This is a genomic window from Paracoccus sediminis (assembly GCF_900188295.1).
Lineage (GTDB): Bacteria > Pseudomonadota > Alphaproteobacteria > Rhodobacterales > Rhodobacteraceae > Paracoccus > Paracoccus sediminis.
Window position 1 is genome coordinate 29,800 of sequence record NZ_FZNM01000010.1, and the last position, 23,815, is coordinate 53,614.

Annotated in this window: 22 protein-coding genes and 2 tRNA genes; 16 read left to right on the top strand and 8 right to left on the bottom strand. The window is 66.2% G+C overall.

Translation table 11 applies throughout. From position 1 onward, the window contains the following. Positions 1–22 precede the first annotated feature (22 nt). Both CHB77_RS13225 and CHB77_RS13230 read right to left on the bottom strand, forming a co-directional pair. Positions 23–1,555, bottom strand: coding sequence for a sugar ABC transporter ATP-binding protein (locus CHB77_RS13225; protein WP_089388695.1), 1,533 nt, complete (start codon positions 1,553–1,555; stop codon positions 23–25). A gap of 8 nt (positions 1,556–1,563) precedes the next feature. Further along, positions 1,564–2,229, bottom strand: a complete 666-nt coding sequence (locus CHB77_RS13230) for a DUF2291 family protein (RefSeq protein WP_089388696.1) — start codon at positions 2,227–2,229, stop codon at positions 1,564–1,566. A gap of 385 nt (positions 2,230–2,614) precedes the next feature. Here CHB77_RS13230 and CHB77_RS13240 point away from each other — a divergent pair, with 385 nt between their 5' ends. The 5 genes from CHB77_RS13240 to CHB77_RS13260 are packed head-to-tail and all read left to right on the top strand — an operon-like array spanning position 2,615 to position 8,736. Beyond that, positions 2,615–4,186, top strand: coding sequence for an FGGY-family carbohydrate kinase (locus CHB77_RS13240; RefSeq protein ID WP_089388773.1), 1,572 nt, complete (start codon positions 2,615–2,617; stop codon positions 4,184–4,186). Further along, positions 4,183–5,700, top strand: coding sequence for a glycerol-3-phosphate dehydrogenase (locus CHB77_RS13245; RefSeq protein ID WP_089388698.1), 1,518 nt, complete (start codon positions 4,183–4,185; stop codon positions 5,698–5,700). Before CHB77_RS13240 ends, CHB77_RS13245 begins: the two co-directional genes overlap by 4 nt. Positions 5,701–5,705: 5 nt before the next feature. Then, positions 5,706–6,638 carry a sugar phosphate isomerase/epimerase family protein gene (locus tag CHB77_RS13250; RefSeq protein WP_089388699.1) on the top strand — a complete coding sequence of 311 codons (933 nt, stop codon included), beginning with the start codon at positions 5,706–5,708 and terminating at the stop codon, positions 6,636–6,638. 2 nt (positions 6,639–6,640) lie between these two features. After that, entirely contained in the window at positions 6,641–7,786 is a 1,146-nt protein-coding gene (locus CHB77_RS13255; RefSeq protein WP_423212899.1) for an iron-containing alcohol dehydrogenase, read from the top strand. Next, positions 7,786–8,736, top strand: a complete 951-nt coding sequence (locus CHB77_RS13260) for a sugar-binding transcriptional regulator (protein WP_089388701.1) — start codon at positions 7,786–7,788, stop codon at positions 8,734–8,736. The genes CHB77_RS13255 and CHB77_RS13260 overlap by 1 nt, the downstream gene beginning before the upstream one ends. Before the next feature lie 70 nt (positions 8,737–8,806). Here CHB77_RS13260 and tkt read toward each other — a convergent pair whose 3' ends face one another. Next, positions 8,807–10,837, bottom strand: a complete 2,031-nt coding sequence (gene tkt / locus CHB77_RS13265) for a transketolase (protein WP_089388702.1) — start codon at positions 10,835–10,837, stop codon at positions 8,807–8,809. A gap of 143 nt (positions 10,838–10,980) precedes the next feature. Here tkt and CHB77_RS13270 point away from each other — a divergent pair, with 143 nt between their 5' ends. From CHB77_RS13270 to CHB77_RS18100, 10 genes are all read left to right on the top strand, one after another. Next, positions 10,981–11,745 carry a DeoR/GlpR family DNA-binding transcription regulator gene (locus tag CHB77_RS13270; protein ID WP_089388703.1) on the top strand — a complete coding sequence of 255 codons (765 nt, stop codon included), beginning with the start codon at positions 10,981–10,983 and terminating at the stop codon, positions 11,743–11,745. Positions 11,746–11,758: 13 nt separating this feature from the next. Continuing rightward, complete coding sequence (locus tag CHB77_RS13275; protein ID WP_089388704.1) at positions 11,759–12,532, top strand: triose-phosphate isomerase; 774 nt, start codon at positions 11,759–11,761, stop codon at positions 12,530–12,532. Beyond that, the gene (derI, locus tag CHB77_RS13280) at positions 12,529–12,990 is read left to right on the top strand and encodes a D-erythrulose-4-phosphate isomerase (protein WP_089388705.1); all 462 of its coding nucleotides are present in this window, start codon (positions 12,529–12,531) and stop codon (positions 12,988–12,990) included. The genes CHB77_RS13275 and derI overlap by 4 nt, the downstream gene beginning before the upstream one ends. 3 nt (positions 12,991–12,993) lie before the next feature. After that, positions 12,994–13,974, top strand: coding sequence for a class 1 fructose-bisphosphatase (locus tag CHB77_RS13285; protein ID WP_089388706.1), 981 nt, complete (start codon positions 12,994–12,996; stop codon positions 13,972–13,974). A gap of 4 nt (positions 13,975–13,978) precedes the next feature. Next, positions 13,979–15,013, top strand: coding sequence for a class II fructose-bisphosphate aldolase (fba, locus tag CHB77_RS13290; RefSeq protein ID WP_089388707.1), 1,035 nt, complete (start codon positions 13,979–13,981; stop codon positions 15,011–15,013). Between the two features lie 68 nt (positions 15,014–15,081). Beyond that, complete coding sequence (locus CHB77_RS18095) at positions 15,082–16,467, top strand: AlbA family DNA-binding domain-containing protein (RefSeq protein WP_131023364.1); 1,386 nt, start codon at positions 15,082–15,084, stop codon at positions 16,465–16,467. Between the two features lie 76 nt (positions 16,468–16,543). Further along, a complete protein-coding gene (locus CHB77_RS13295; protein WP_089388708.1) occupies positions 16,544–16,759 on the top strand; it encodes a hypothetical protein in 216 nt (71 codons plus the stop codon). 65 nt (positions 16,760–16,824) lie between these two features. Beyond that, positions 16,825–18,687 carry an ABC-F family ATP-binding cassette domain-containing protein gene (locus CHB77_RS13300; protein ID WP_089388709.1) on the top strand — a complete coding sequence of 621 codons (1,863 nt, stop codon included), beginning with the start codon at positions 16,825–16,827 and terminating at the stop codon, positions 18,685–18,687. 125 nt (positions 18,688–18,812) lie between these two features. After that, complete coding sequence (locus tag CHB77_RS13305) at positions 18,813–19,556, top strand: MipA/OmpV family protein (protein WP_089388710.1); 744 nt, start codon at positions 18,813–18,815, stop codon at positions 19,554–19,556. Between the two features lie 427 nt (positions 19,557–19,983). Next, on the top strand, positions 19,984–20,223 hold the full coding sequence (locus tag CHB77_RS18100) for a hypothetical protein (RefSeq protein ID WP_131023365.1): 240 nt from the start codon (positions 19,984–19,986) through the stop codon (positions 20,221–20,223). On the opposite strand, the gene CHB77_RS13310 is transcribed toward CHB77_RS18100, so the two are convergent. From CHB77_RS13310 to tig, 3 genes are all read right to left on the bottom strand, one after another. Continuing rightward, a tRNA-Gly gene (locus CHB77_RS13310) sits at positions 20,224–20,297 on the bottom strand. 42 nt (positions 20,298–20,339) lie between these two features. After that, positions 20,340–20,759: a DUF1489 family protein gene (locus tag CHB77_RS13315; protein ID WP_089388711.1), complete on the bottom strand. Its 420-nt coding sequence runs from the start codon at positions 20,757–20,759 to the stop codon at positions 20,340–20,342. A 100-nt stretch (positions 20,760–20,859) separates the two neighbouring features. Beyond that, the gene (gene tig, locus CHB77_RS13320; RefSeq protein ID WP_089388774.1) at positions 20,860–22,194 is read right to left on the bottom strand and encodes a trigger factor; all 1,335 of its coding nucleotides are present in this window, start codon (positions 22,192–22,194) and stop codon (positions 20,860–20,862) included. A 100-nt stretch (positions 22,195–22,294) separates the two neighbouring features. On the opposite strand from tig, the gene CHB77_RS18105 reads away from it, so the two are divergent. Then, entirely contained in the window at positions 22,295–22,765 is a 471-nt protein-coding gene (locus tag CHB77_RS18105) for a hypothetical protein (protein ID WP_131023366.1), read from the top strand. On the opposite strand, the gene CHB77_RS13330 is transcribed toward CHB77_RS18105, so the two are convergent. Both CHB77_RS13330 and CHB77_RS18365 read right to left on the bottom strand, forming a co-directional pair. Next, a complete protein-coding gene (locus CHB77_RS13330) occupies positions 22,766–23,146 on the bottom strand; it encodes a hypothetical protein (protein WP_089388712.1) in 381 nt (126 codons plus the stop codon). Positions 23,147–23,703: 557 nt separating this feature from the next. Continuing rightward, positions 23,704–23,799: transfer RNA gene (locus CHB77_RS18365), tRNA-Sec, on the bottom strand. Positions 23,800–23,815 lie beyond the last annotated feature (16 nt).

Sequence of the window (23,815 nt, forward strand, 5' to 3'; positions counted from 1 at the left end):
TTTCCTCCCCTCACATGATCCGTCAGGCGGCCACGGACTCGCCCGAGGCGGCCATGATCTTTTCCTTGGTGACGGTGGAATCGAATTCGGCCGTGATGCGGCCCTTGTGCATGACGACGATCCGATGGGCGATGGACAGGCATTCGCTGACCTCGGACGTGGAATAGAGAACGGCAAGGCCCCGGCGCGCGCCGTCGGCCAGCAGGCGGAACACCTCGGCCTTGGCGCCGATGTCGATGCCGCGCGACGGCTCGTCCAGCATGATGACGCGGGGTTTCGTCGCCAGCATCTTGCCGATCACTACCTTTTGCTGGTTGCCGCCCGACAGCGATCCGATGGGCGCGCCGCCGCCCGAGGTCTTGACCGTCACGGTGCGGATGCTGTCCTCGATCAGCTTCTTCTCGGCCCCGGTCGACGTGAACAGCCCGCGCGTGAAGCTGGCGATGGATGCCAGCGACAGGTTCTGGCCCACGCTCATGGTCTGGACCAGCCCGTCGCGCTGCCGATCCTCGGGGACCAGGGCCAGGCCGCGGGAGATGCGTTCGGCGATGGACAGGTGGGACACTTCCTGCCCCTCCAGCACGATCTGGCCGCCCGTGGCGCGCAGGCGGCCCGCGCAGGTTTCCAGCAGTTCGGTGCGCCCCGCGCCCATCAGGCCATAGATGCAGACGATTTCCCCGGCGCGCACGTCCAGCGACAGGCCGCGCACCAGATCCTTGCCGGTCGCGTCCGGCACCGACAGATTGCGGATCGACAGGGCGACATCCCGCCGGTCGCTGTCGGGCGGGCTGCCCAGGTCGTAATTCTCGCCCACCATGTTGCGCACGATCCAGTCCAGGTCGATGTCCGAACGCGGCGCATAGGCCGTCATGGCGCCGTCGCGTAGCACCACCGCATGGTCGGTGATCGTCAGGGCTTCTTCCAGGTGGTGCGAGATATAGACGATGCTGACCCCCTTGGCGGTCAGGTCGCGGATCACCTTGAACAGCACCTCGACCTCGGAGGCAGAAAGCGCGCTGGTCGGCTCGTCCATAATCAGGATGCGGCTGTCCACCGACAGCGCGCGGGCGATTTCCACGATCTGCTGCTGGCCCAGGCGCAGTTCCTCGACCGGGGTGAGGGGGTCGATCTCCTCCTCCAGCTCCTCCATCAGGCGGCGGGTCTGGCGTTCCTCCTCGGCGAAGTCGACGCCCAGGGGTCCGCGCAGTTCGCGCCCCATGAAGATGTTGTCGCGCACCGACAGGTTGGGGGCCAGCGACAGTTCCTGGTGGATGATGGAAATGCCCCGGTCGCGCGCCTCGTTGGCGTTGGCGAAGGAAACCGGCCGGCCGTCCAGGATGATGTCCCCGGTGGTGGGCTGGATGACGCCCGACAGGATCTTCATCAGCGTCGATTTGCCCGCACCGTTTTCCCCGAACAGGGTGGTGACCTGGCCGCGATGGATGTCGAAGTTCACGCCCTTCAACGCGTGGACGCTGCCATAGGACTTGGCGACGTTGCGCGCGGCCAGCACGACGTCGCGCGCGTCGGGGGCGCCCTGGGTCTGCGCGGTCATTGGCCCGCTCATTGAACCGCCACCTCGACCGGGGTAATCATCCAGTTCTTGGGATTGACCAGACGAAAGGCGCCGGTGACGGTCACGGACTTTCCGGTCAGGCTGGCGGTGTCGATCCCGTCCAGAACGGCGGCCTTCATGGCGCGGTTGATGCCGGATCCGGCGTCCTGATATTCGATCTGGTTCTTGAAGCCGCCAAAGGCGATGTCGCCCGGCGCATCGCGCAGGTCGGTGCCGTTGATCGCGGGGCCGGTCTGGACGCGGACGGTGATGTCCTCGGGCATGCCCTGAACCGTCAGGGGATAGACGCCTGACCGCGCCTCTCCGGCCACGCCGGTCAGGCTGACGAACAGGATCGCGCCGGTGGACGACGGCGTGCCGTATTGCGCCGCCGCCGCGTCCTTGTCGGCCAGCACGGCGGGGGCCAGCGTCGCGGCATCGACGGCCTTTTCCTTGACGAAGGCCTGGATGCGCGGAAATTCGGTCTGGCCATAGGCATCGGGCGAAAAGGCCTGCACCCGCACGTCGGCGTCCGATCCGATGGGAACCGCGGTGGTATCCAAGGCGATCGCCGCAGCGACAAGGACGGCGGCGGCGACCCCGATCGTCAGGCCGCGCCGCGACGGGGCGGGGGCCTTGGGCGCGGGCGTGGTGGGGGCGATGTTTCGCGTCATGACGGGTGGCCCTGCATGGTGGTGGACGGGATCAGCAAAAGCCGGGCCGGCGGAAACGACAACCGCCGCCGCGGGAAACCGTGCGTTGTCGCCGCGCGTTGGCGGCTGGCCTGCCGGGCATGTCCGATCCCCCCTTTGCGTTCGTCGCCCGGTCGGCGGCCAAAGGCCACAGGCATCGGACGGGCAGGGTGCTTCCTCGGGCAGAACCTGCGCTTGCCCCCGACCATATCTGAAATTTATTTCGGTGTCTGCAAAAAAATGCATTCACGATCCCTGTTCTTTCGTGTATGGATTTCCCAAGGGGCGCGGTCCTGTTCATGGTCCCGCGCAGGAGGGCTTGGAATGACAGCCGACGTGTTCGATCCCATTCGCGGGGATTTTGTCCATGTCCGGTCGTGACCTGCTGATCGGGATCGACGCAGGCACCTCGGTCATCAAGGCGGTGGCCTTTGACCTGGGCGGGCGGCAGGTCGCGGCATCGTCGGTTGCCAACCGTTATCATTCGGGCGCGGACGGGGCGGCCACGCAGTCGCTGGCCCGAACCTGGGACGACTGCGCGACGGCGCTGCGCGGGCTTGGCGCCAAGGTCGACGGGCTGGCCGCGCGCGCGGCCGCGCTGGCGGTGACGGGGCAGGGCGACGGGACGTGGCTGGTGGGCCGCGACGGCCCGGTGGGCGACGCCTGGCTGTGGCTGGACGCACGTGCCGCGCCAACGGTCGCGCGGCTGGCGGGCGGCGGGGCCGACCGCGCGCGGTTCGAGGCGACGGGGACCGGGCTGAACACCTGCCAGCAGGGCGCGCAAATGGCGCATATGGATGCCCATGCGCCCGACCTGCTGGACCGGGCGCAGGTCGCGCTGCATTGCAAGGACTGGCTGTATCTGAGCCTGACCGGCGTGCGGGCCACCGACCCGTCCGAGGCCAGCTTCACCTTCGGCGATTTCCGCACCCGTCAATACGACGACGCGGTGATCGCGGCGCTTGGCCTGACCCATCGCCGCGACCTGCTGCCCCCGATCATCGACGGCACGCAGGTCACGCATCCGCTGACCGCCGACGCCGCGCGCCAGACCGGGCTGCTGGCGGGAACGCCGGTCAGCCTGGGCTATGTGGACATGGTGATGACCGCGCTTGGCGCCGGCGTCTATGGCGGGGCGGCGGGCGACGTGGCCTGTTCCACCGTGGGATCCACCGGGGTGCACCTGCGCGCGGTGCGGTCGCAGGACGTGCATCTGAACGATCAGGGCACTGGCTATGTCATCTGCCTGCCGATCCCCGGCATCGTCACGCAGGTCCAGACCAACATGGCCGCGACCCTGAACCTGGACTGGGTTCTGGGGTTGGCGGCGGGCATCCTGTCCGACATGGGCCATGCCGTGAACCATCGCGATCTGGTCGCCCATATCGAGGGCTGGCTGGCGCAGTCCCGGCCCGGCCAGATCGTCTATCACCCCTATATCTCGGACGCGGGCGAACGCGGGCCGTTCGTGAACGCCGATGCCCGCGCGGGCTTTGTCGGCCTGTCGGCGGGCCACCGCTATCCCGACCTGATCCGCGCCGTGGCCGAGGGGTTGGGCATGGCCATGCGCGACTGTTACGCCGCGATGGGTCCGCTGCCCGCCGAACTGCGCCTGACCGGCGGCGCGGCGCGATCGCGGGGCCTGCGCGGGATCCTGTCGGCATCGCTGAACGCCCCCGTCCGCGTGTCCGGCCGGGACGAGGCCGGGGCGGCGGGCGCCGCCATGATGGCCGCCGTCGCCATCGGCGCCTATCCCGACATGGAGGCCTGCATCGCCGACTGGGTGACGCCGCTGCTGGGCGACGCCGAAATCCCCGATCCCGCGCTTGTCGCCGCCTATGACGCGCTGTTTCCTGCCTTTGCCGCGTCGCGACGCGCCTTGCCGCCCGCCTGGGACGCGCTGGCCGCGGCCCGATCCCTGAAAGGACACCGACCATGACCTCTGATTCTGACCTGATCGACCTGTTCGTGATCGGCGGCGGCATCAACGGCGCGGGCATGGCCCGCGACGCGGCGGGCCGGGGCCTGAAGGTCGTCCTGTGCGAAAAGGACGATCTGGCGCAGGGCACCTCGTCGCGGTCCGGCAAGCTGGTCCACGGGGGCCTGCGATACCTTGAATACTACGAATTCCGCCTGGTCCGAGAGGCCCTGATCGAGCGCGAGGTGCTGCTGGCCGCCGCCCCGCACATCATCTGGCCGATGCGCTTCGTGCTGCCGCATTCGCCCGACGACCGCCCCGCCTGGCTGGTCCGGTTGGGGCTGTTCCTGTACGACCACCTGGGGGGCCGCAAGAAACTTCCGGGGACGCGAACCTTGGATCTGCGCCGCGACCCCGAGGGCGCGCCGCTGCTGGACCGGTATCACAAGGGGTTCGAATACAGCGACTGCTGGGTGGACGACGCCCGGCTGGTCGTGCTGAACGCGGTGGGCGCCGCCGAAAAGGGCGCCACGGTCCTGACCCGCAGCGCCTGCGTGTCCGCCCGCCGCGAGGATGGCGCCTGGACCGTCCAGACCCGCAACGAATCCACGGGCGAAACCCGCACCTTCCGCGCGCGCTGCATCGTCAACTGTGCCGGGCCGTGGGTGTCGCAGGTCATCAACACCGTCGCGGGCGCCAATTCCAGCCGCAATGTCCGGCTGGTCAAGGGCAGCCACATCATTGTGCCGAAATGGTGGTCGGGGTCGCAGGCCTATCTGGTCCAGAACCACGACAAGCGGGTGATCTTCATCAACCCCTACGAAGGCGACAAGGCGCTGATCGGCACCACCGACATCCCCTGGGAGGACCGGGCCGAGGATGTGGCGATCACGGATGCCGAGGTCGATTACCTGTTGGCCGCCGTGAACCGCTATTTCAAGGAAAAGCTGCGCCGGTCGGACGTGATCCATGCCTTTTCCGGCGTGCGTCCGCTGTTCGACGACGGGGCGGGCAACCCGTCCGCCGTGACGCGCGATTACGTCTTTGACCTGGACACGACCGGGGGGGCGCCGCTGCTGAACGTGTTCGGCGGCAAGATCACCACGTTCCGCGAACTGGCCGAACGCGGGATCCACCGGCTGCGCGACATCTTTCCGCAGATGGGACCGGACTGGACCGGCGACGCCCCCCTGCCGGGCGGAGAGATCGCCAACGCCGACTTCGAATCCTTTCTGAACCTGCTGCGCGAACTGCATCCCTGGATGCCCCGCCCGCTGGTCGTCCATTACGCCCGCCTGTATGGCGCGCGGACCAAGGACGTTGTGGCCGGAGCGATGAACCTGGACGGCCTGGGCCGGCATTTCGGCGGCACGCTCTATGAAGCCGAGGTCCGCTATCTGGTCGCCCGCGAATGGGCGCAGACGCCCGACGACATCCTGCTGCGGCGCACCAAGCATTACCTGCACCTGACGCCGCAGGAACGCGACGCCTTTGCCGACTGGTTCGGCCGGTCCGATCTGGCGCAGGCCGCGTGACCGCCATGGCCCTGACGCTGTCGCTGAACACCAACCCGCTGGTCAACCGCTTTGCCGATCCCGACGACCTGATCGACATGGTCGCGCGCGACCTTCGCATCCGCGACCTGCAACTGACGCACGAATTCATCAACCCAGGCTGGTCCGCCCCGGTGATCCGCCGCCTGACGCGCCAGATGGCGGCGGCCCTGGACCGGACCGGCGTGCGCGTCACCAGCGGCATGACCGGCCCCTATGGGCGGCTGAACCATTTCGGCCATCCCGACCGCGACGTGCGGCGGTATTATGTCGATTGGTTCAAGACCTTTGCCGACATCATCGGCGATCTGGGCGGCACGTCGGTCGGCACGCAATTCGCGATCTTCACTTATCAGGATTACGACGATCCCATCCGACGCGAGGCGCTGATCCAGACTGCCATCGACTGCTGGGCCGAGGTCGCGGATCACGCCAAGGCCGCCGGGCTGGACTATGTGTTCTGGGAACCGATGAGCGTGGCCCGCGAATTCGGCGAAACCATCGCGGCCTGCATGGACCTGCAAGACCGGCTGACGGCGGCGGACATGGCGGTGCCGATGTGGATGATGGCCGACATCGACCACGGCGACGTGACCAGCCCCGACCCCGACGACACCGACCCCTATGCCTGGGCGCGCGCGGTCCCCAGGGTCAGCCCGATCATCCACATCAAGCAGTCGATGATGGACAAGTCGGGCCACCGCCCCTTTACCGCCGAATACAACGCCAAGGGCGCCATTCAGCCCGAACCGCTGCTGGCGGCGTTCGCGGCGGGCGGCGCGGTGGACAACGAAATCTGCCTGGAACTGTCCTTCAAGGAGCGAGAGCCGAACGACCGCCAGGTGATCGCCCAGATCGCCGAAAGCGTGGCCTTTTGGGCGCCGCATATCGACAGCGGGGCCAGGGATCTGAAGATCTGATGATCGCGCCCTTCGCCCTCGCCACCGCGACCGCGATCCTGTTCGGCAGGGGGCAGGCGGGTCATGCGGCGGCGCGGGTGGCGGACATGGGCGGGCGGGTGCTGCTGGTCCATGGCCGCGACGCGCGCCGCGCGTCCTGGCTGGCCGATGCGCTGGCGGCACAAGGCTGCGCGGTCACGGGATTCGCCGTGCCGCGCGAACCGGATATTCCGCTGGTCCAGGACGGCATCTTGGCTGCAAATGGCGCGCAGGTCGTCGTGGCCTTGGGCGGCGGCGCGGTGATCGACACGGGGAAAGCCGTCGCCGCGCTGGTTCCCGCGACGCGCCCCATGCTGGACCATCTGGAGGTCGTGGGCCGGGGCCTGCCGCTGGACCATCCGCCCCTGCCCTTTGTCGCCATCCCCACCACGGCGGGCACCGGGGCCGAGGTCACGCGCAACGCGGTGATCGGCGTGCCGGACCACCGCCGCAAGGTCAGCCTGCGCGATGCGCGGATGCTGCCGCGCCTGGCCATCGTCGATCCGGCGCTGACCGACGGTTGCCCCCGCGCGGTGACGCTGGCATCCGGCCTGGACGCCATCACGCAAGTCGTCGAACCCTATGTCTGCACCCGCGCCAATCCCCTGACCGACGCGCTGTGCCGCGAGGCCATTCCGCGCGGCATCGTGGCGATCCGGCGGCTGATGGAGGCCGAGGATCCGGCCGCGCGCGACGACATGGCCTGGGTTTCCCTGTGCGGCGGGCTTGCCCTTGCCAATGCCGGGCTGGGCGCGGTGCATGGCCTGGCCGGGCCGCTGGGGGGGCTGACCGGCGCGGCGCATGGCGCGATCTGCGGGGCGTTGCTGCCGCATGTGCTGGCGGCCAACCGGCGCGCCGCGGCCGATCCCGCGATCATCGCCCGGCTGGATCAGGTCGCCCACTGGATCGGCGCGGCCTTTGGCCGGCCCCACGCCTCGGCCCCCGAGGCCGCGCGCGCCCTGGCCGACTGGTCCCATGCCGCCGGCCTGCCCGCCCTGTCCGCCCTTGGCATCGGCCCCGAAGCGCAGGCCGCCGCCGCCGAGGCTGCGGCCGCGTCATCCTCGATGAAGGCCAATCCGGCGGCGCTGACGACAGCCGACCTGCGCCGGGCGATGGAGGATGCGGGCTGATGGCGCGGCGCGACGGAAACGACCCCGAACAAAGCCTGGCGATCCGGGCGGCCTGGCTGCATTACGCGGGCGGCCTGACCCAGGCCGCGGTCGCCAAGCGGCTGGGCGTCACCGGCGTCAAGGCGCACCGGCTGATCGCGCGGGCGGTGGCGGACGGCGTGGTCAAGGTCAGCATCGACGGCGCCATCGTCGAATGCGCCATGCTCGAGGATCGGCTGTGCGCGCGATACGGGCTGGCCTTCTGCGAGGTCGCCCCCGACCTGGGCGAGGACGGAATGCCCCTGCGCGCTCTCGGCCTGGCCGGGGCCAGCTTTCTGCGCCGGGAAATCGAGCGCGGCGAACACAGCCTGATCGGGCTGGGCCATGGCCGCACGCTGGCGGCCGCGGTGGAACAGATGCCCCGGTTCGACGCCAACGACACCAGCTTCGTGTCGCTGCTGGGCGGGCTGACGCGCAGCTATTCGGCCAACCGCCACGACGTGATGCACCGGCTGGCCGAAAAGACCGGGGCGCAGGCCTATGTGCTGCCGGTGCCGTTCTTTTCCAATTCGGAACGCGACCGCGCGGTGCTGCTGGCCCAGCCGGGCGTGGCCGACCTGTTCGACCGCGCCAACGGGGCGGGGCTGAAGTTCGTGGGCATGGGCACCGTCGATCCCGGCGCGCAGCTTGTCGCATCGGGCATGATCGAACCGCGCGAGATCGACGAGATCCGCGCGGGCGGCGGCGTGGGCGAGATGATGGGCCATTTCTTCGACGCGACGGGCAGGGTGCTGGACACGACCCTGACCGCGCGCACCCTGTCCGCGTCCCTGGACGAACCCGGCGACAGCCGGACGGTGGTGATCGCGGGCGGCGCCGACAAGGTCGAGGCGATCCGCGCCGCGCTGAACAGCGGGCGGCTGCGGGGGCTTATCACCGACGAGGTGACGGCGGCGGCCCTTGCGGGATGACCGATGGCGAAACGGGCCGGACGCGATGCCCGGCCCGTTCGCTGTCGTCTGATCCCGCGCGGGGAATGGATTATTGTCCGGCCACCGCCTTGGCCCGCGCCACGATAGCCTCCTTGGTGATCCCGAACTCCTGATACAGCCGCTCGATGGGGGCCGAGGCGCCAAAGCCGGTCATGCCGATCACGTCGTCCTCGGACGCGACATAGCGCGTCCAGCCGAACTTGCCCGCGGCTTCCACCGCGATGCGCGGCGCGTCGCCCAGGGTGGCCTTGCGGTAATCGTCCGGCTGGGCGTCGAACAGTTCCCACGACGGCATCGACACGACGGCGACGGCCAGCCCGCCTTCGTGCAGCGCCTCGGCGGCCTGCACGGCCAACGCGACCTCGGTCCCCGTGGCGATCAGGGTCACGTCGCGGCCTTCCCCGAACTGGCGGATGACATAGGCGCCCCTGGCGGTCAGGTTCTCGTCGCCCGCGTCCAGCCGCAGTTGCGGCACGTCCTGGCGCGACAGGGCCAGCAAGGACGGCACATGGCGGTTGCGGATCGCGATGTCCCAGGCCTCCAGCGTTTCCACCGTGTCGGCGGGGCGCAGCACCGTCAGGTTGGGGATGGCGCGGAGCGACGCCAGATGCTCGATCGGCTGGTGGGTCGGGCCGTCCTCGCCCAGCCCGATGCTGTCATGGGTCATCACGAAGATCGTGCCGACCCCCATCAGCGCCGACAGGCGGATGGCGTTGCGGGCATAGTCGGAAAACACCAGGAACGTCCCGCCATAGGCGATGAAGCCGCCATGCAGGTTGATGCCGTTCATCGCCGCGCACATGCCGAATTCGCGCACGCCGTACCCGATGTAACGGCCCGGCGCCTGACGGGTGTACTGGCTGTCCACGGCCTTGACGCGGGTCAGGTTCGATCCGGTCAGGTCGGCCGATCCGCCGATCATCTCGGGCAGGGCGGCGGTCAGCGGCTCCAGCGCCATCTGGCTGGCCTTGCGGGTCGCGGCCTTTTTCGGGTCCGCGAACAGCGCGCCGCGCGCGGCCTTGACGGCCGCGTCATACCCTTCGGGCAGGGTGCCCGCGATGCGGCGGTTGAATTCGTCGCGGAGATCGGCGGATTTCCCGGCCAGACGCGCCTCCCACGCCTCGCGGTCTTTGGCGCCGCGCACCCCGATGTCGCGCCACTGGGCGGCCAGATCGTCGGGGATCACAAAGGCTTCGTGCGGCCAGCCGATCGCCTCGCGGGTCAGCGCGGCCTCATCCTTGCCCAGGGGCGATCCGTGAACCGAATACGTCCCCGCCTTGTTGGGCGATCCGAATCCGATCACTGTCTTCATCGCGATCAGCGACGGCTTGCCGGTTTCCGCCTTGGCCGCCGCGATGGCCGCGTCCAGCGCCTTGCCGTCATGGCCGTCGCATTTCTGGACATGCCAGCCGCAGGCCTGGAAGCGGGCCGGGACATCCTCGGAAAAGCTGATCGAGGTCGGGCCGTCGATGGTGATGTCGTTGTCGTCATACAGCACGATCAGCTTGCCCAGGCCCAGATGGCCCGCCAGGCTGATCGCCTCTTGCCCGATGCCCTCTTGCAGGCAGCCGTCGCCGGTAAAGACATAGGTGCGGTGATCGACCAGATCGTCACCGAATTCGGCCGCCAGCGCGCGTTCCGCCAGCGCCATGCCGACCGCCGTGGCGATGCCCTGGCCCAGCGGCCCGGTCGTCGTCTCGATGCCCTGGGCATGGCCGTATTCCGGGTGGCCCGCCGTGATCGACCCCCACTGGCGGAAGTTCCTGACCTGCTCCAGCGTCATGTCCTCATACCCCGTCAGGTGCAAGAGGCTGTAGAGCAGCATGGATGCGTGGCCGTTCGACAGCACGAAGCGGTCGCGATCCGGCCAGTCGGGGTTCTTGGCGTCGAACTTCAGGTGGTTACGGAACAGCACGGTCGCCGCGTCGGCCATGCCCATGGGCGCGCCCGGATGGCCCGAGTTCGCGGCGTTCACCGCGTCGATGGACAGCGCGCGGATACAATTGGCCAGCGCGAAATTCTGCGGATCCAGATCGGCCTTGGCGGCGATCTTGGGGTCTTGGGGCGAATCTAGGGGCATGTGGTCCTCCGACGGTTTGGGATGGCATAACGCGGACGAAACGCGATCACAACAATAATCACATTTTCTCATCACAAATTCACAAAAAATATGTTGCGATTTGCGCCGCAGATGTTAGAACTAAGCCAACGACGGAGGATCAGGTGAAGCGCGACGACCGCAGGCAGGCGATCATGGATCTTCTGGTGGGCGCGCGGGCTGTCGATCTGGACGACCTGGCCGACCGCTTCGCCGTGTCGCGCATGACCATCCATCGCGACCTGGACGACCTGGAACAGGCGGGCCTGCTGCGCAAGGTGCGCGGCGGCGCCACCATCGAGGCCGGGACGCAGTTCGAAAGCGACTTCCGCATCCGCGCCTTGCAGGACGGCGACGCCAAGGCGCGCATGGCCCGCGCGGCGCTGGATCTGGTGGAACCCGGCATGACGGTGATGGTCAACGACGGATCCATGGCCGCATTGCTGGGCGCCAGCCTGACGGGCAGGGCGCCGTTGACCGTCATCACCAACAACGCCGCCGTGATCGACCGGCTGAAGGACGCGCCCCGCGTGACGCTGATCGCCTTGGGCGGCACCTACAGCGCCAAGTTCAACGGCTTTTTCGGCACCGTGACCGAAGATGCGCTGTCGCGGCTGCGCGCGGATCTGGCCTTCATCTCGACCCCCGCGGTGGCGGGGCTGCGGGCGTTTCACATGGACGACGCGGCGGTCCGCGCCAAGCGCGCCATGATGGCCGCCGCCGACCGGACCGTGCTGCTGGTCAACCACAGCCGCTTTGGCCGGTCCGCGCTGCACGCGCTGGCGGATCTGACCGATTTCGACGCCATCATCACCGACGCCGCCCCCGCCCCCGAGGATCGCGCCGCGATCGACCGGGCCGGGCTGCGGCTGACCATCGCAAAGGATTGAACGGGGGACTGACATGAGCGATTTCTGGATCGGCACCAGCTGGAAGATGAACAAGACGCTGGCCGAGGCGCGCGTCTTTGCCGAAGGGCTGGCCGCCGCCGACGCCGACCGCGACCCGCGCATCCGGCGCTTTGTCATCCCGCCCTTCACCGCCGTGCGGCAGGTCAAGGAATGGCTGGCCGATACATCCGTCAAGGTCGGGGCGCAGAACATGCATTGGGCCGACGAGGGCGCCTGGACCGGGGAAGTGTCCCCGATGATGCTGCGCGACTGCAACCTGGACATCGTGGAATTGGGGCATTCCGAACGCCGCGAGCATTTCGGCGAAACCGACGAGACCGTCGGCCTGAAAACCGAGGCCGCCGTGCGCCACGGCCTGATCCCGCTGGTCTGCATCGGCGAAACGCTGGCCGAACGCGAATCCGGCCGCGCGCAGGACGTGCTGGAAACGCAGGTGCGCGGCGCTCTGTCCCGGCTGTCGGGCGATCAGAAGAACGCCGAAATCCTGCTGGCCTATGAACCCGTCTGGGCCATCGGCGTGAACGGCATCCCCGCCACGTCCGACTATGCCGACGCCCGTCAGGCGGAAATCATCGCGGTCGCCCAGAACGTCCTGGGCCGCACCGTGCCCTGTCTTTACGGCGGCTCGGTCAATCCTGAAAACTGTCAGGAACTGATCGGATGCCCGCACATCGACGGGCTGTTCATCGGCCGGTCCGCCTGGAATGTGGACGGCTATCTCGACATCCTGGCGCGCTGCGCCGCAACTATCGGAGACAAGACATGAAACTGGCAATCGCAGGCGACAGCGCGGGCGAAGGTCTGGCCAAGGTGCTGGCCGATCACCTGAAGGGCAAGCATGACGTGGCCGAGATCAGCCGCACCGACGCGGGCGCCGACGCTTTCTACGCCAACCTGTCCGACCGGGTGGCAAGCCAGGTCAGGGACGGCACCTATGACCGCGCCATCCTGGTCTGCGGCACCGGCATCGGCGTCTGCATCGCGGCCAACAAGGTGCCGGGCATCCGCGCCGCGCTGACCCACGACACCTATTCCGCCACCCGCGCCGCGCTGTCCAACGACGCCCAGATCATCACCATGGGCGCCCGCGTGATCGGCCCGGAACTGGCCAAGGCCATCGCGGATGCGTTCCTGGCGGAAACGGAAAACTTCGACAAGGCCGGCAAGTCGGCGGGCAACGTGAATGCCATCGACGCGGTCGATGCGAAATATAACAAGGCCTGAGGCATGCTGAAACTGCCGAACGACGGCCCGGCCACGGGCCGCCTGCTGTCGCAGGTGCTGACCGGGGATGGCCCTGCCGCCATCGTCCGCGCCATCGCGCGGGCGCAGCCCCCGCTGATGGCACGCCTTGCCGCCGGTCGCCTGCACGGCGACCCGACCGAGATCGTGGGCGTCAACGACACCGGCGACCGGCAAAAGGCCCTGGATGTCGGCGCCCACCACCACATGATCGCGGCCCTGCGCCGGGCGGGCGTCCGGCAGGTGCTGTCCGAGGAAGCCGAGGCGGTGATCGACCTCAACCCCGACGGCGCATGGGACGTGGCGATGGATCCCATCGACGGGTCCGGCAGCATTGGCATCGGCGCGCCGCTGGGGATGCTGTTTTCCATCCTGCCCGCCGCGCCCGAAGGATTCCTGCGCACGGGCGAAAGCGTGGTCGCGGCGGGCTATGCGTCCTTTGGCCATTCGATGGACTTCGGCTGGTCATTGGGCGATGGCACCCACATCGCCGGCTGGGACGCCGAGGCGCAGGACTTCCGCCTGGTGCGCGAGAATGTGACGCTGAAGCCCAAGGCGTCCACCATCGCCTACAACGCGTCCAACGAACGCCACTGGGCGCCGGGGCTGCAACGCTGGGTCGCCGATCTGCGGGCGGGCCGGGACGGGCCGCTGGCCAAGACCTACAACATGCGCTGGCTCGCCGCCGCCGTGGGCGAGTTGCACCGCATCCTGCTGAACGGGGGCGCGTTCCTGTATCCGGCCGACAACCGCCCCGGATACGGCAAGGGCAAGCTGCGTCTGGTCTATGAGGCGATGCCCATCGCGTTTCTGATCGAACAGGCGGGCGGGCGGGCATCCGATGGCGCCCAGCCCATCCGTTACCGCAAACCGTTAACGCTACACGACATGACGCCCCTGATATTCGGCGCTAAGGACGAGGTCGAGACGATCCTCGGCTATCTGGCCGAACCCACCGAAGGATAACGACATGCCCATGATTACCCTGCGCCAGCTTCTCGACCACGCGGCCGAGAACGGCTACGCGGTCCCCGCCTTCAACATCAACAACATGGAGCAGGGTCTGGCGATCATGACCGCGGCGCAGGCGACGAAATCGCCGGTCATCCTGCAAGCCAGCCGGGGCGCGCGCGCCTATGCCAACGACCTGGTGCTGGCCGGGCTGATCCAGGGTTTCGCCAAGGCGTTCCCAGACATCCCGCTGTGCATGCACCTGGACCACGGCAACGGGCTGGCGACCTGCGCCACCGCGATCCAGAACGGTTTTACCTCCGTGATGATGGACGGGTCGCTGAAAGCCGACGGCAAGACGCCCGCCGATTACGACTATAACCGCGACGTGACCGCCCAGGTGGTGCAGATGGCCCATGCCTGCGGCGTCTCGGTCGAGGGCGAGCTGGGCGTGCTGGGTTCCCTGGAAACCGGCATGGGCGATCAGGAGGACGGCCACGGCGCCACCGAACAGCTGGGCCACGACCAGCTGCTGACCGACCCGGACGAGGCGGTGCGGTTCGTCAACGACACCGGCGTCGATGCGCTGGCCATCGCCATGGGCACCTCGCACGGCGCCTACAAGTTCTCTCGCAAGCCCGACGGCGACATCCTGGCGATGCATGTGATCGAGGAAATCCACACCCGCCTGCCCAACACCCATCTGGTGATGCACGGATCGTCCTCGGTCCCCGAGGATCTGCAGCAGATCATCAACAGCTATGGCGGCGACATCAAGCCGACCTGGGGCGTCCCGGTCGAGGAGATCCAGCGCGGCATCAAGCACGGCGTGCGCAAGGTCAACATCGACACCGACAACCGCCTGGCCATGACCGCCGCCATCCGCAAGGTGTTTTCCGAGGACCCGTCCGAGTTCGACCCGCGCAAGTATCTGAAGCCTGCCATGCAGATGATGTCGCAGGTCTGCAAGGACCGCTTCGAGGCGTTCGGGACGGCCGGCAATGCCGACAGGATCGTGCCGCTGCCGCTGTCGGTGATGGCTGGGCGGTATTGATTTGCTGAGGATGAAGGAAAGGGGCCTCGCCGGGTGGCGGGGCCTTTCTTATAGGGATAAGATGCGGCATGGACCTCACGCAAGACCGGATTAATGCACTACTCGTGGCTCCATCAGAAAGCCTAAACGTTGAGATTAAAAGCTGGATAGATCCTGCTTCACCCGAAGGTAAGGGCAAGATTGCGAAAGCCGCACTTGCGTTGCGCAATAGGAACGGCGGCTACTTGATTATTGGCCTAGATGATTCAACGATGTTGCCAGTAACGGATGGCAGACCTGCCAATATCCGCACGGCATTTCACATCGACATTCTGCAAGCCATTATTTCGAAATATGCGGCTATTCCATTTGAAGTAGGCGTCGGGTTCGCCTTTCGCGACGGTCAAGAATTTCCTGTAATAGGAGTGCCTGAAGGATCGATAGTGCCTGTAGCATGTAAGGCTGATCTGCACGTTAATGGAATAAAACATTTAAATCAAAACGCAGTTTACTTTAGAACTCTACAGGCGAACGGAACTCCTAGTTCTGCGGCAATTAATTGGGGAGACTGGCGAGAGTTGGCAGACATTTGTTTTGAGAACAGAGAAGCCGACATCGGGCGTTTCTTGCGGCGACATCTGGACGGCAACGGACGTGCTTCGTTGGCAAGTGCTTTGTCTGCCAAAGGAACCAAAGAGTTCTCTCTACGGGAACGTGCAGCCGAAGCACTCGCCGAAGGGGACCGTCGCCGGGACCAACTTATCCAAACTATCACAGCGGAGGAGAGAAAAGCAGCGGGTAGTCTGGGTTCATGGAGTGTAGCATTAGTCTTTGCTCCTTCTCGAGCCGATGCGTCCAACCGGACCTTCCTCAACACGATCAGTTCCGCTAACCCTCAGCTTACAGGGTGGCCAATATGGCTGGACTCCAGAAGATTTATAGACAAATCTGCGGCTCCTCGTTTGATGGACGGCGTTTGGCAAAGTGTTATCGCAAATATTGGCGCTGGTTGGAGCAGTCACCTTGATATTCAAACTATGGATGCATCTGGAGTGTTCTACCTCTGGCGGTTGTTGCAAGATGATTTAACTAACAAAGTTGAACCACTAACAAAGCTAGATCCGATCTTGATAATCTATCGGGTAGCCGAAACAATTGCAGTCGGGCTTAGCTTTGCTCGCGCATTGGGGCAGGCCGAAGACACTCGGCTTGGTTTCCTTTTCCGCTGGGACAAATTGCGAGGACGTACACTGGATGCTTGGGCCGACAGAATATCCTATTTCTCTCCCGGGCGAGAGGCATTTGACCAACGAGTGGAAAGTTTTGTAGAAGTCTCCGCTGGTACTCCTGTATCAGCAATAGCGCCTGCGGTTGGTCACGTGATTGCACCTCTCATGAGGGCTTTTGACGGCTTCGAAATTTCGCAGAATGTCGTTGAACAGCGGGTGCAACGACTTCTGGAAAGAAAACTTTAGCTGAACCATGGTGGTTGCCCCTGAAACCACCCCACGCCCTTCCCCGTTGTTCCCCACACATCGGAAAGGAACCCTCATGGCCCCGGAACCCCAGCCCAGACGCGGCATGTCTCGTGCATTGCTTTATGCCCTTATTCCCATCGGCTTTCTGATCCTGGTCGCCTTCATGGTGCTGTCGGGGCGCGACACGTCCGAAACGGCGGCCGAGGCCGCGGTCGAGGCGGACAGCACCGTGCCCCAGCCCGCTGAGGGCGCGGAACCGGCGGCTGGGGCAACGCCGCCCGCCAACTGACGCGGTGGCGGCCGGGGGCGCCAAGGCCGCTTGACGCGCCCTCCGGCATCGGCCATCCCCCGCCCATGCTGCGCATCGACGACATCTCCTATTCCATCCAGGGCCGCCCTTTGTTCGAGGGCGCGACCGCGACCATTCCCGAAGGCCACAAGGTCGGCCTTGTCGGGCCGAACGGCGCGGGCAAGACCACGCTGTTCCGGCTGATCCGGGGCGAACTCGGCCTGGATGGCGGCGACATCAGCCTGCCCAGCCGCGCCCGCATCGGCGGGGTCGCTCAGGAATCGGCCGCGACCGCCACCTCGGTCCTGGAAACCGTGCTGGCCGCCGACACCGAACGCGCCGCCCTGCTGGCGGAAAGCCACACCGCCCATGACCCGCACCGCATCGCCGAGATCCAGACCCGGCTGACCGACATCGACGCCTGGTCGGCCGAGGCGCGGGCAGCCTCGATCCTGGACGGCCTGGGCTTTTCCACCGCCGACCAGGCGCGGCCCACCAGCGACTTTTCCGGCGGCTGGCGGATGCGCGTCGCTTTGGCGGGGGTGCTGTTCGCGCAGCCCGACCTGCTGCTGCTGGACGAGCCGACCAACTATCTGGATCTGGAAGGCGCGCTGTGGTTGGAAACCTATCTGGCGCGCTATCCGCACACGGTCATCATCATCAGCCACGACCGCGACCTTTTGAACCGCGCCGTGGGCCATATCCTGCATCTCGAGGCGCGCAAGCTGGTGCTCTATACCGGCGGCTATGACGATTTCGCGCGGATGCGGGCCGAACGCCGCGCGTTGCAGGCGGCCGAGGCCAAGAAGCAGCAGGCCCGGCGCGACCATCTGCAAGGCTTCGTAGACCGCTTCGGCGCCAAGGCCAGCAAGGCCCGCCAAGCCCAGGCCCGTGTGAAAATGCTGGCCAAGATGGAGCCGATCACCGCGCCCGAGGAAGCCCGCCTGTTCCGCTTCGGCTTTCCCCAGCCCGAGGAACTGTCGCCCCCCATCGTCGCGATGGAGGGGGTCAGCGTGGGTTACGACAACCGCGCGGTGCTGCGCAAACTGACCCTGCGCATCGACCAAGACGACCGGATCGCGCTGCTGGGCCGGAACGGGCAGGGGAAATCGACGCTCTCCAAGCTGCTGGCCGAACGCCTGCCCGCGATGGAGGGCAAGCTGACCCGGTCCGGCAAGCTGCGCATCGGCTATTTCGCGCAGCATCAGGTGGACGAACTGCATCTGGACGAAACGCCGCTGGATCATATCCGCAGCCTGCGCCCGAACGAGGGGCAGGCCAGGCAGCGCGCCCGGCTGGCGGGCTTTGGCCTGATGGAGGCGCAGGCGGAAACCAAGGTGGGCCAGTTGTCGGGCGGGCAAAAGGCGCGGCTATCGCTGCTGATCGCCACCATCGACGCGCCGCATCTGCTGATCCTGGACGAGCCGACCAACCACCTGGACATCGAATCCCGCGAGGCGCTGACCGAGGCGCTGAACGACTATACCGGCGCCGTGGTGCTGGTCAGCCACGACATGCACCTGCTGGGGCTGGTGGCCGACCGGCTGTGGCTGGTGCGCGACGGTGCGGTGGCCCCCTATGACGGCGATCTGGACGATTACCGCCGTTTCCTGCTGGGCGGGGACGAACCCAGGGTGGTCGAGGAAAAGCCGAAACCCGCCCCGAAACGCGCGCCCCGCGACGCGGTTCTGGCCCTGCGCGCCGAGGTTCGCCGCGCCGAGGAACGCGTGCAGAAGCTGGCCGAGATGCTGGGCAAGCTGGATGTCAAGCTGGCCGATCCGGCGCTGTACAACGATCCCCACGAGGCCAAGCGGTGGTCCGCCAAGCGGGCCGAGGCCGTGCAGGCCATGGCGCGGGCCGAGGATATCTGGATGAACGCCCTTGAAAACCTTGACGGCGCCGAGAGGGGCGGGGCCGTTCCGGGTTAGCTGTTGCGCAAATGCGCCGCCCGCGCGATGATTGCTGACAAGACGGCGCGCGGCGCCTTGTGCGGTGTAACGATTCGCGATTACGACGAATGTGATCCCGCCGACCCCCCCCATAGGATTCGACCATGAAACACCTGCTGGCCCTGACCGTTCTTGCCGCATCCGCTGCCACGGGTGCCGTCGCGCAGGATTTCGGTTTTGCAGGCCGCGAATTCTCGGTCGATCTGGGGGTCGGCGTGGATGTCGGTCCCGATTATCCCGGTTCCGACGATGCCGAGGCCGGGCCCTGGCTGATCTGGCGCAACGCCGGTTTCGGCCAGCCGGGCACCAACGAAAGCGAGGGCTTTGCCCTTTCTCCATCCTTCGGCACCGTGGGAGAGCGCGAGGCGTCCGACAACCCGGACCTGGCCGGGATGGAGGCTCTGGGCCGCGCCTATGAACTGGGCCTGCGCGTCAGCTATGGCATGGGTCCGGTGATGATGTCGGGGTCGGTCCGCCGGGGCTTTGACGGCCATGAAGGGCTGACCGGCGAAGTGGGCGCCAAATATCGCACCGACCTGTCGGACCGCGTGTCGCTGTGGTCTGGCCTGTCGCTGGGCTATGGCAACGGCGAATACAACGACACCTATTTCGGCGTGGATGCGGCCGATGCCGCGCCCGGCCGTCCCGCCTATGACATCGGCGGCGGCTTCAACAAGGCCGCGATCACCTTCGAGGCGCGTTATGCCCTGACCGAAAACACCGCCCTGCTGGGCGAGGTCGAATACGGCAAGCTGATCGGCGACGCGGCGGATTCGCCGGTGGTCCAGGACGAATACCAGCCCTCGCTGAAACTGGGCATCGTGCGGCGGTTTTCGTTCGGGTTCTGACAGGAACGGGCGGGCCGGGGGCACGGCACGGCCTCGGCGCTCCACGACGTGCGGATGCACGACAGCCGGGCGGGTGGCGACATAAAGGCCTGCCGCTAGTCCGGCTGCATGTGATCCGGGCTTCCCCCCGGACAGGTGCCCATGTTGATCCTGACACGCCTTTGACAGGCCGCACGGTCCACGCAGCGCGCGCCGCTGGAACGATCCACCGACAGGGCCTTGGCCATGTCGTGAAGGCATCCGCAGACCTGGCATAGAAGGGGGGCATAGGGGAAAAAAGACCACAGGAACGAACGCAAACCCATGCGAATACCTCTTAACACACAGCAATGTTATTTACACATGCAGTTCGTGCAAGCCAGTCTGGAATTAATATAAGTTAATATAGATATGGCTGTGCAGCGCCGCAGGCGCAAGGATGTCTTTGATGCTGCGGCTTTTTTCCGGCCTTGACCCGGCAGGAGAGGTAATTTCCCGTTCTTTTGGACGGGAAGCTGATTCAGAATCAACTAAATCGCGAGGGAAAACGGCTTGCAAAATGCAACCGCAGATGGCTGCATTGCTTACGAACAAGGTATTTTCCTGTCATAAAGCCGCCAGAGACTTATTTCCCGCAATGCGGCAACGTTCCGGCATTTTCCGCCGGCTGGACGATCATCGGAAATGATGGAGCGGGTGAAGGGAATCGAACCCTCGTATTCAGCTTGGGAAGCTGCTGCTCTGCCATTGAGCTACACCCGCGTGGCGCCTTGGCTAAACGATGGCCGGGGCGGCGTCAAGCGGTCAGACCAGCCCCATCTCGGCCAGGGCGGCGGCCATCTGCGGGGGCAGGGTCGCGTCGCCCGCGCGGTTCTGCGCCATGTCGGCGGGGGCGTCCGCAGGCTCCAGGTAACGCCATCCCTGGAACGGGCGGCGCGGCACGGCGGTCACGGGAACCAGGTCGCGGTCCAGAATCAGGGCGCAGCGGCGGATCCCGTCATCGCGGCGGTGTTCGTCCAGCCGGACAATGCGCTGGCGCGCCAGCATCACCCCCTTGAACACCCAGAAGATCGACCCGCCCGCCAGCAGCTCGGCCTCGCGCCGCGGCCACATGCGGGTGACATGGACGGCAGGGCCATCGCCGAAACGCCGCTGCCAATGGATCAGTTCGTCCGGCCCTTCGGCGCCCACGCAAAGCTTCATCAGGTGGAGATGTGCTGACATGGCCGCAAGATAGGGGGCCTCGGCAGGGCTAACAAGGCCGGGCGAAACGAAAAGGCCGCGCGGACGGCGCGGCCTTTCCAGAACGGGTCTCAGCGGGCGATCACAACTCGTCCAGGGCCTCGACGGCCTTTTCCAGTTCTTCCTTGGTGACGGTCTTTTCCTCGACCTTCGCCTGTTCGGCGATCAGATCCACGACCTTGTCTTCAAAGATTGGCGCGCGCAGCTGCTGCTGCACCTGCTGGTTCTGCTGCACGAATTCGAAGAAGGCGCGTTCCTGCCCCGGATACTGACGGGCGGCGCGCAGCACGGCCTGGGTCATTTCCTGGTCGGTCACGGTCACTTCGGCTTTTTGCCCGATCTCGGCCAGCAGCAGGCCCAGACGCACGCGGCGTTCGGCCAGCGTCTTGTGTTCGTCGGTCGGATCGATGCTGCCGTGGTTGTGGTCGTGAACCTCGGGGTTTTCCTCGTGCCACAGCTGGTGGGCGATCTGGTGCGCCTCGGCCTCGACCAGCGATTCGGGCAGGTCGAACTTGACCTTTTCGTCCAGCTGATCCAGCAGCGACCGTTTCAGGATCGCGCGGGCGGCCCCGGCATATTCCTGTTCCAGGCGGTCGGCGATCTGCTTTTTCAGCCCGTCCAGATCCTCGGCCCCGAATTTCTTGGCCAGCTCGTCGTCGATCTCGGCGGCCTTGGGCGCCTTGACGGCCTTGACCGTGCATTCGAAGGTGGCTTCCTTGCCCGCCAGATGCTTGGCGCCGTATTCGGCGGGGAAGGTGACGGTGACGGTCACGTCGTCGCCGTCCTTGGCGCCGACCAGCTGATCCTCGAAACCGGGGATGAAGCTGTTCGATCCCAGCACCAGCGGATAATCCTCTCCGGCGCCACCTTCGAACGCCTCGCCATCGACAAAGCCCTTGAAGTCGATGACCACCTGATCGCCGTCCTTGGCCTTGCTGCCCTTGCGGCGATCCTCGAAGGTCTGCGCGGATTTCGCCAGATTTTCCAGCGCCTCGGCGATGGCGGCGTCTTCCGCGGGAACGGTCAGCTTTTCCAGCGTCAGCGTGGACAGGTCCACCTCGGGGATGGCGGGCAGGGCTTCATAGGACACGTTGACGACCACATCGTCGCCTTCCTTCCAGCCGTCGCCGTTCTCCATCTCGACCTTGGGCTGGGTCGCGGGGCGGTCGCCCGACGTGTCCAGGTGCTTTTTCAGCGCCCCGTCGATGGCGTCCTGCATGGCGTCGCCCAGGATGCGCGGGCCGAACTGCTTCTTCAGCATGGCCATGGGCACCTTGCCCTTTCGAAAGCCCTTCATCTCGACTTCGGGCTGGGCTTCCTTCAGCTTCGCATCGACCGTCGCGGCCAGATCGGCTGCGGGCAGAGTGAACTGGTAGCCCCGCTTGAGACCGTCGTTCCGGGTTTCCTTGACCTGCATCATCGTCCTCGTGGCATAAGGGCCGCCGGAAGACGGGGCGGCCTGAAAAATTCCCGTTCTTCTAGTCGCGGGGACGCGTCGCTGCAAGCGGATTGCGGACATGCGGCCGGAACTGCGGCGGCGGGCGGGGCGTTTTGCCCCGTCCTTTCCAAACGTCCGGGTGTCCGCCATGGTCCGCTTCAGCGCCGTTCTTGCAACCAGTCTTGTGACGATCAGCGCGGCATGGGCGCAAACCCCGCCCGCTGCCGTCCCGTCCGCCGATCCGCCGCGCGCGGTCGCCGGGGCGCCCGCCACCCCCGAGGAACGCGGCCAGTCCGGCGAAGGCGATTGTCCGGCCCCCGACACGGTCGCCCAGCCCGCGACCGCCCCGCAGCCCGGCGCCGACAGCACCGACGCCAACAATTCCGGCAGCAGCGGCTGGAGCGGGGGCTTGGGCGGATCGCAGCTTGGCACGAACGCCCAGGGCGCCCTTCCCGCGTCGCCGACCTGGCAGCCGCCGACCGCGCGCGGTCTGGATCTGACCGGTCGGGCCGAACCCGTCGCCGTTCAGGCCGTTGCGACGGACTGCTAATTAGTTCAGGACGGGCGGCTGGGGTTCGGCATCGTCCAGCCGCATCCGCAGCCCGTCGCGGTTGAAGAATTCCCCGTCGCGGATCAGCGTCCGGTCGCCGTTCAGCGCGCGCGCAAGCTGATCCAATCGGTCGCGCGCGATGTCGTCGGCCACAAGGCCTTCGCGCCCCGCCCGAAACATCACGACCCCACCCCACGCCATGCCGGACCCGTCCAGATGCTCGGCCATCCGCGGCCAGTCGATGTCATCGCCGATGACGTGCAGATGCGCCGATTTCAGCAGATCCACCCGCCCGCCGCCGAGGCCCAGCACCACGATCAGCACGGTGAAGCCGTCGGTCTCGGCGAAGGTCGCCCGCAGCCAGTCGTCGAAATCGGTCATGCTGTATTTCTAGTAATTATGCTACAAGAATTCTACTAAAATAACCCACAACCTATCCACAGCTTGGCCCACAGCTTAGTGTGGAAAACTAATCAGGACAGCTTGCGACAGCTAGAGTCTATGCTGTAAATTAAGAAGTCGCAGGGTGTGCTACCACCCTGCGACCAAGCAAGTCCGCCGTTGAGGGGCGGTGATTTAGGATATCCTGTTGCGTTTCTCGCATTTGAGGACTCCGACGTCAAGCGCCTTAGTTAGCGGCTCTAACCGAGGAGACGCTCACGTGAGAGCGAATAGCATGCCGAGTCATCGGCTAACATACGACGATGCAGTGCAAATCTGGCTGCGTCATTGGCGAGGTAAATATCAGAATCGCATCGCGGCTTTTTTTGATGTGAATCCTGGTCGCGTGAATGAGGTTTTGAAAAGCCGAAGGTTCCTAGGGAGTGAACAAGCAGCACGCCTCTTACGATAACACTAGACGGGGCGGCTTCAGCCGCCCCTGATATTTTCCGTGGCTCAGGCAGGCTACTCACTGGTTGTGAGCCCCTTCAGGAAACTGGCGGAAGGGAATGGGAGTCGAACCCACCCGAGACAGTCTCGCTGCCCCAACCGGATTTGAAGTCCGGCCGCCCCACCGGGGACGATTCCCTTCCATCCGTGCCGAACAGG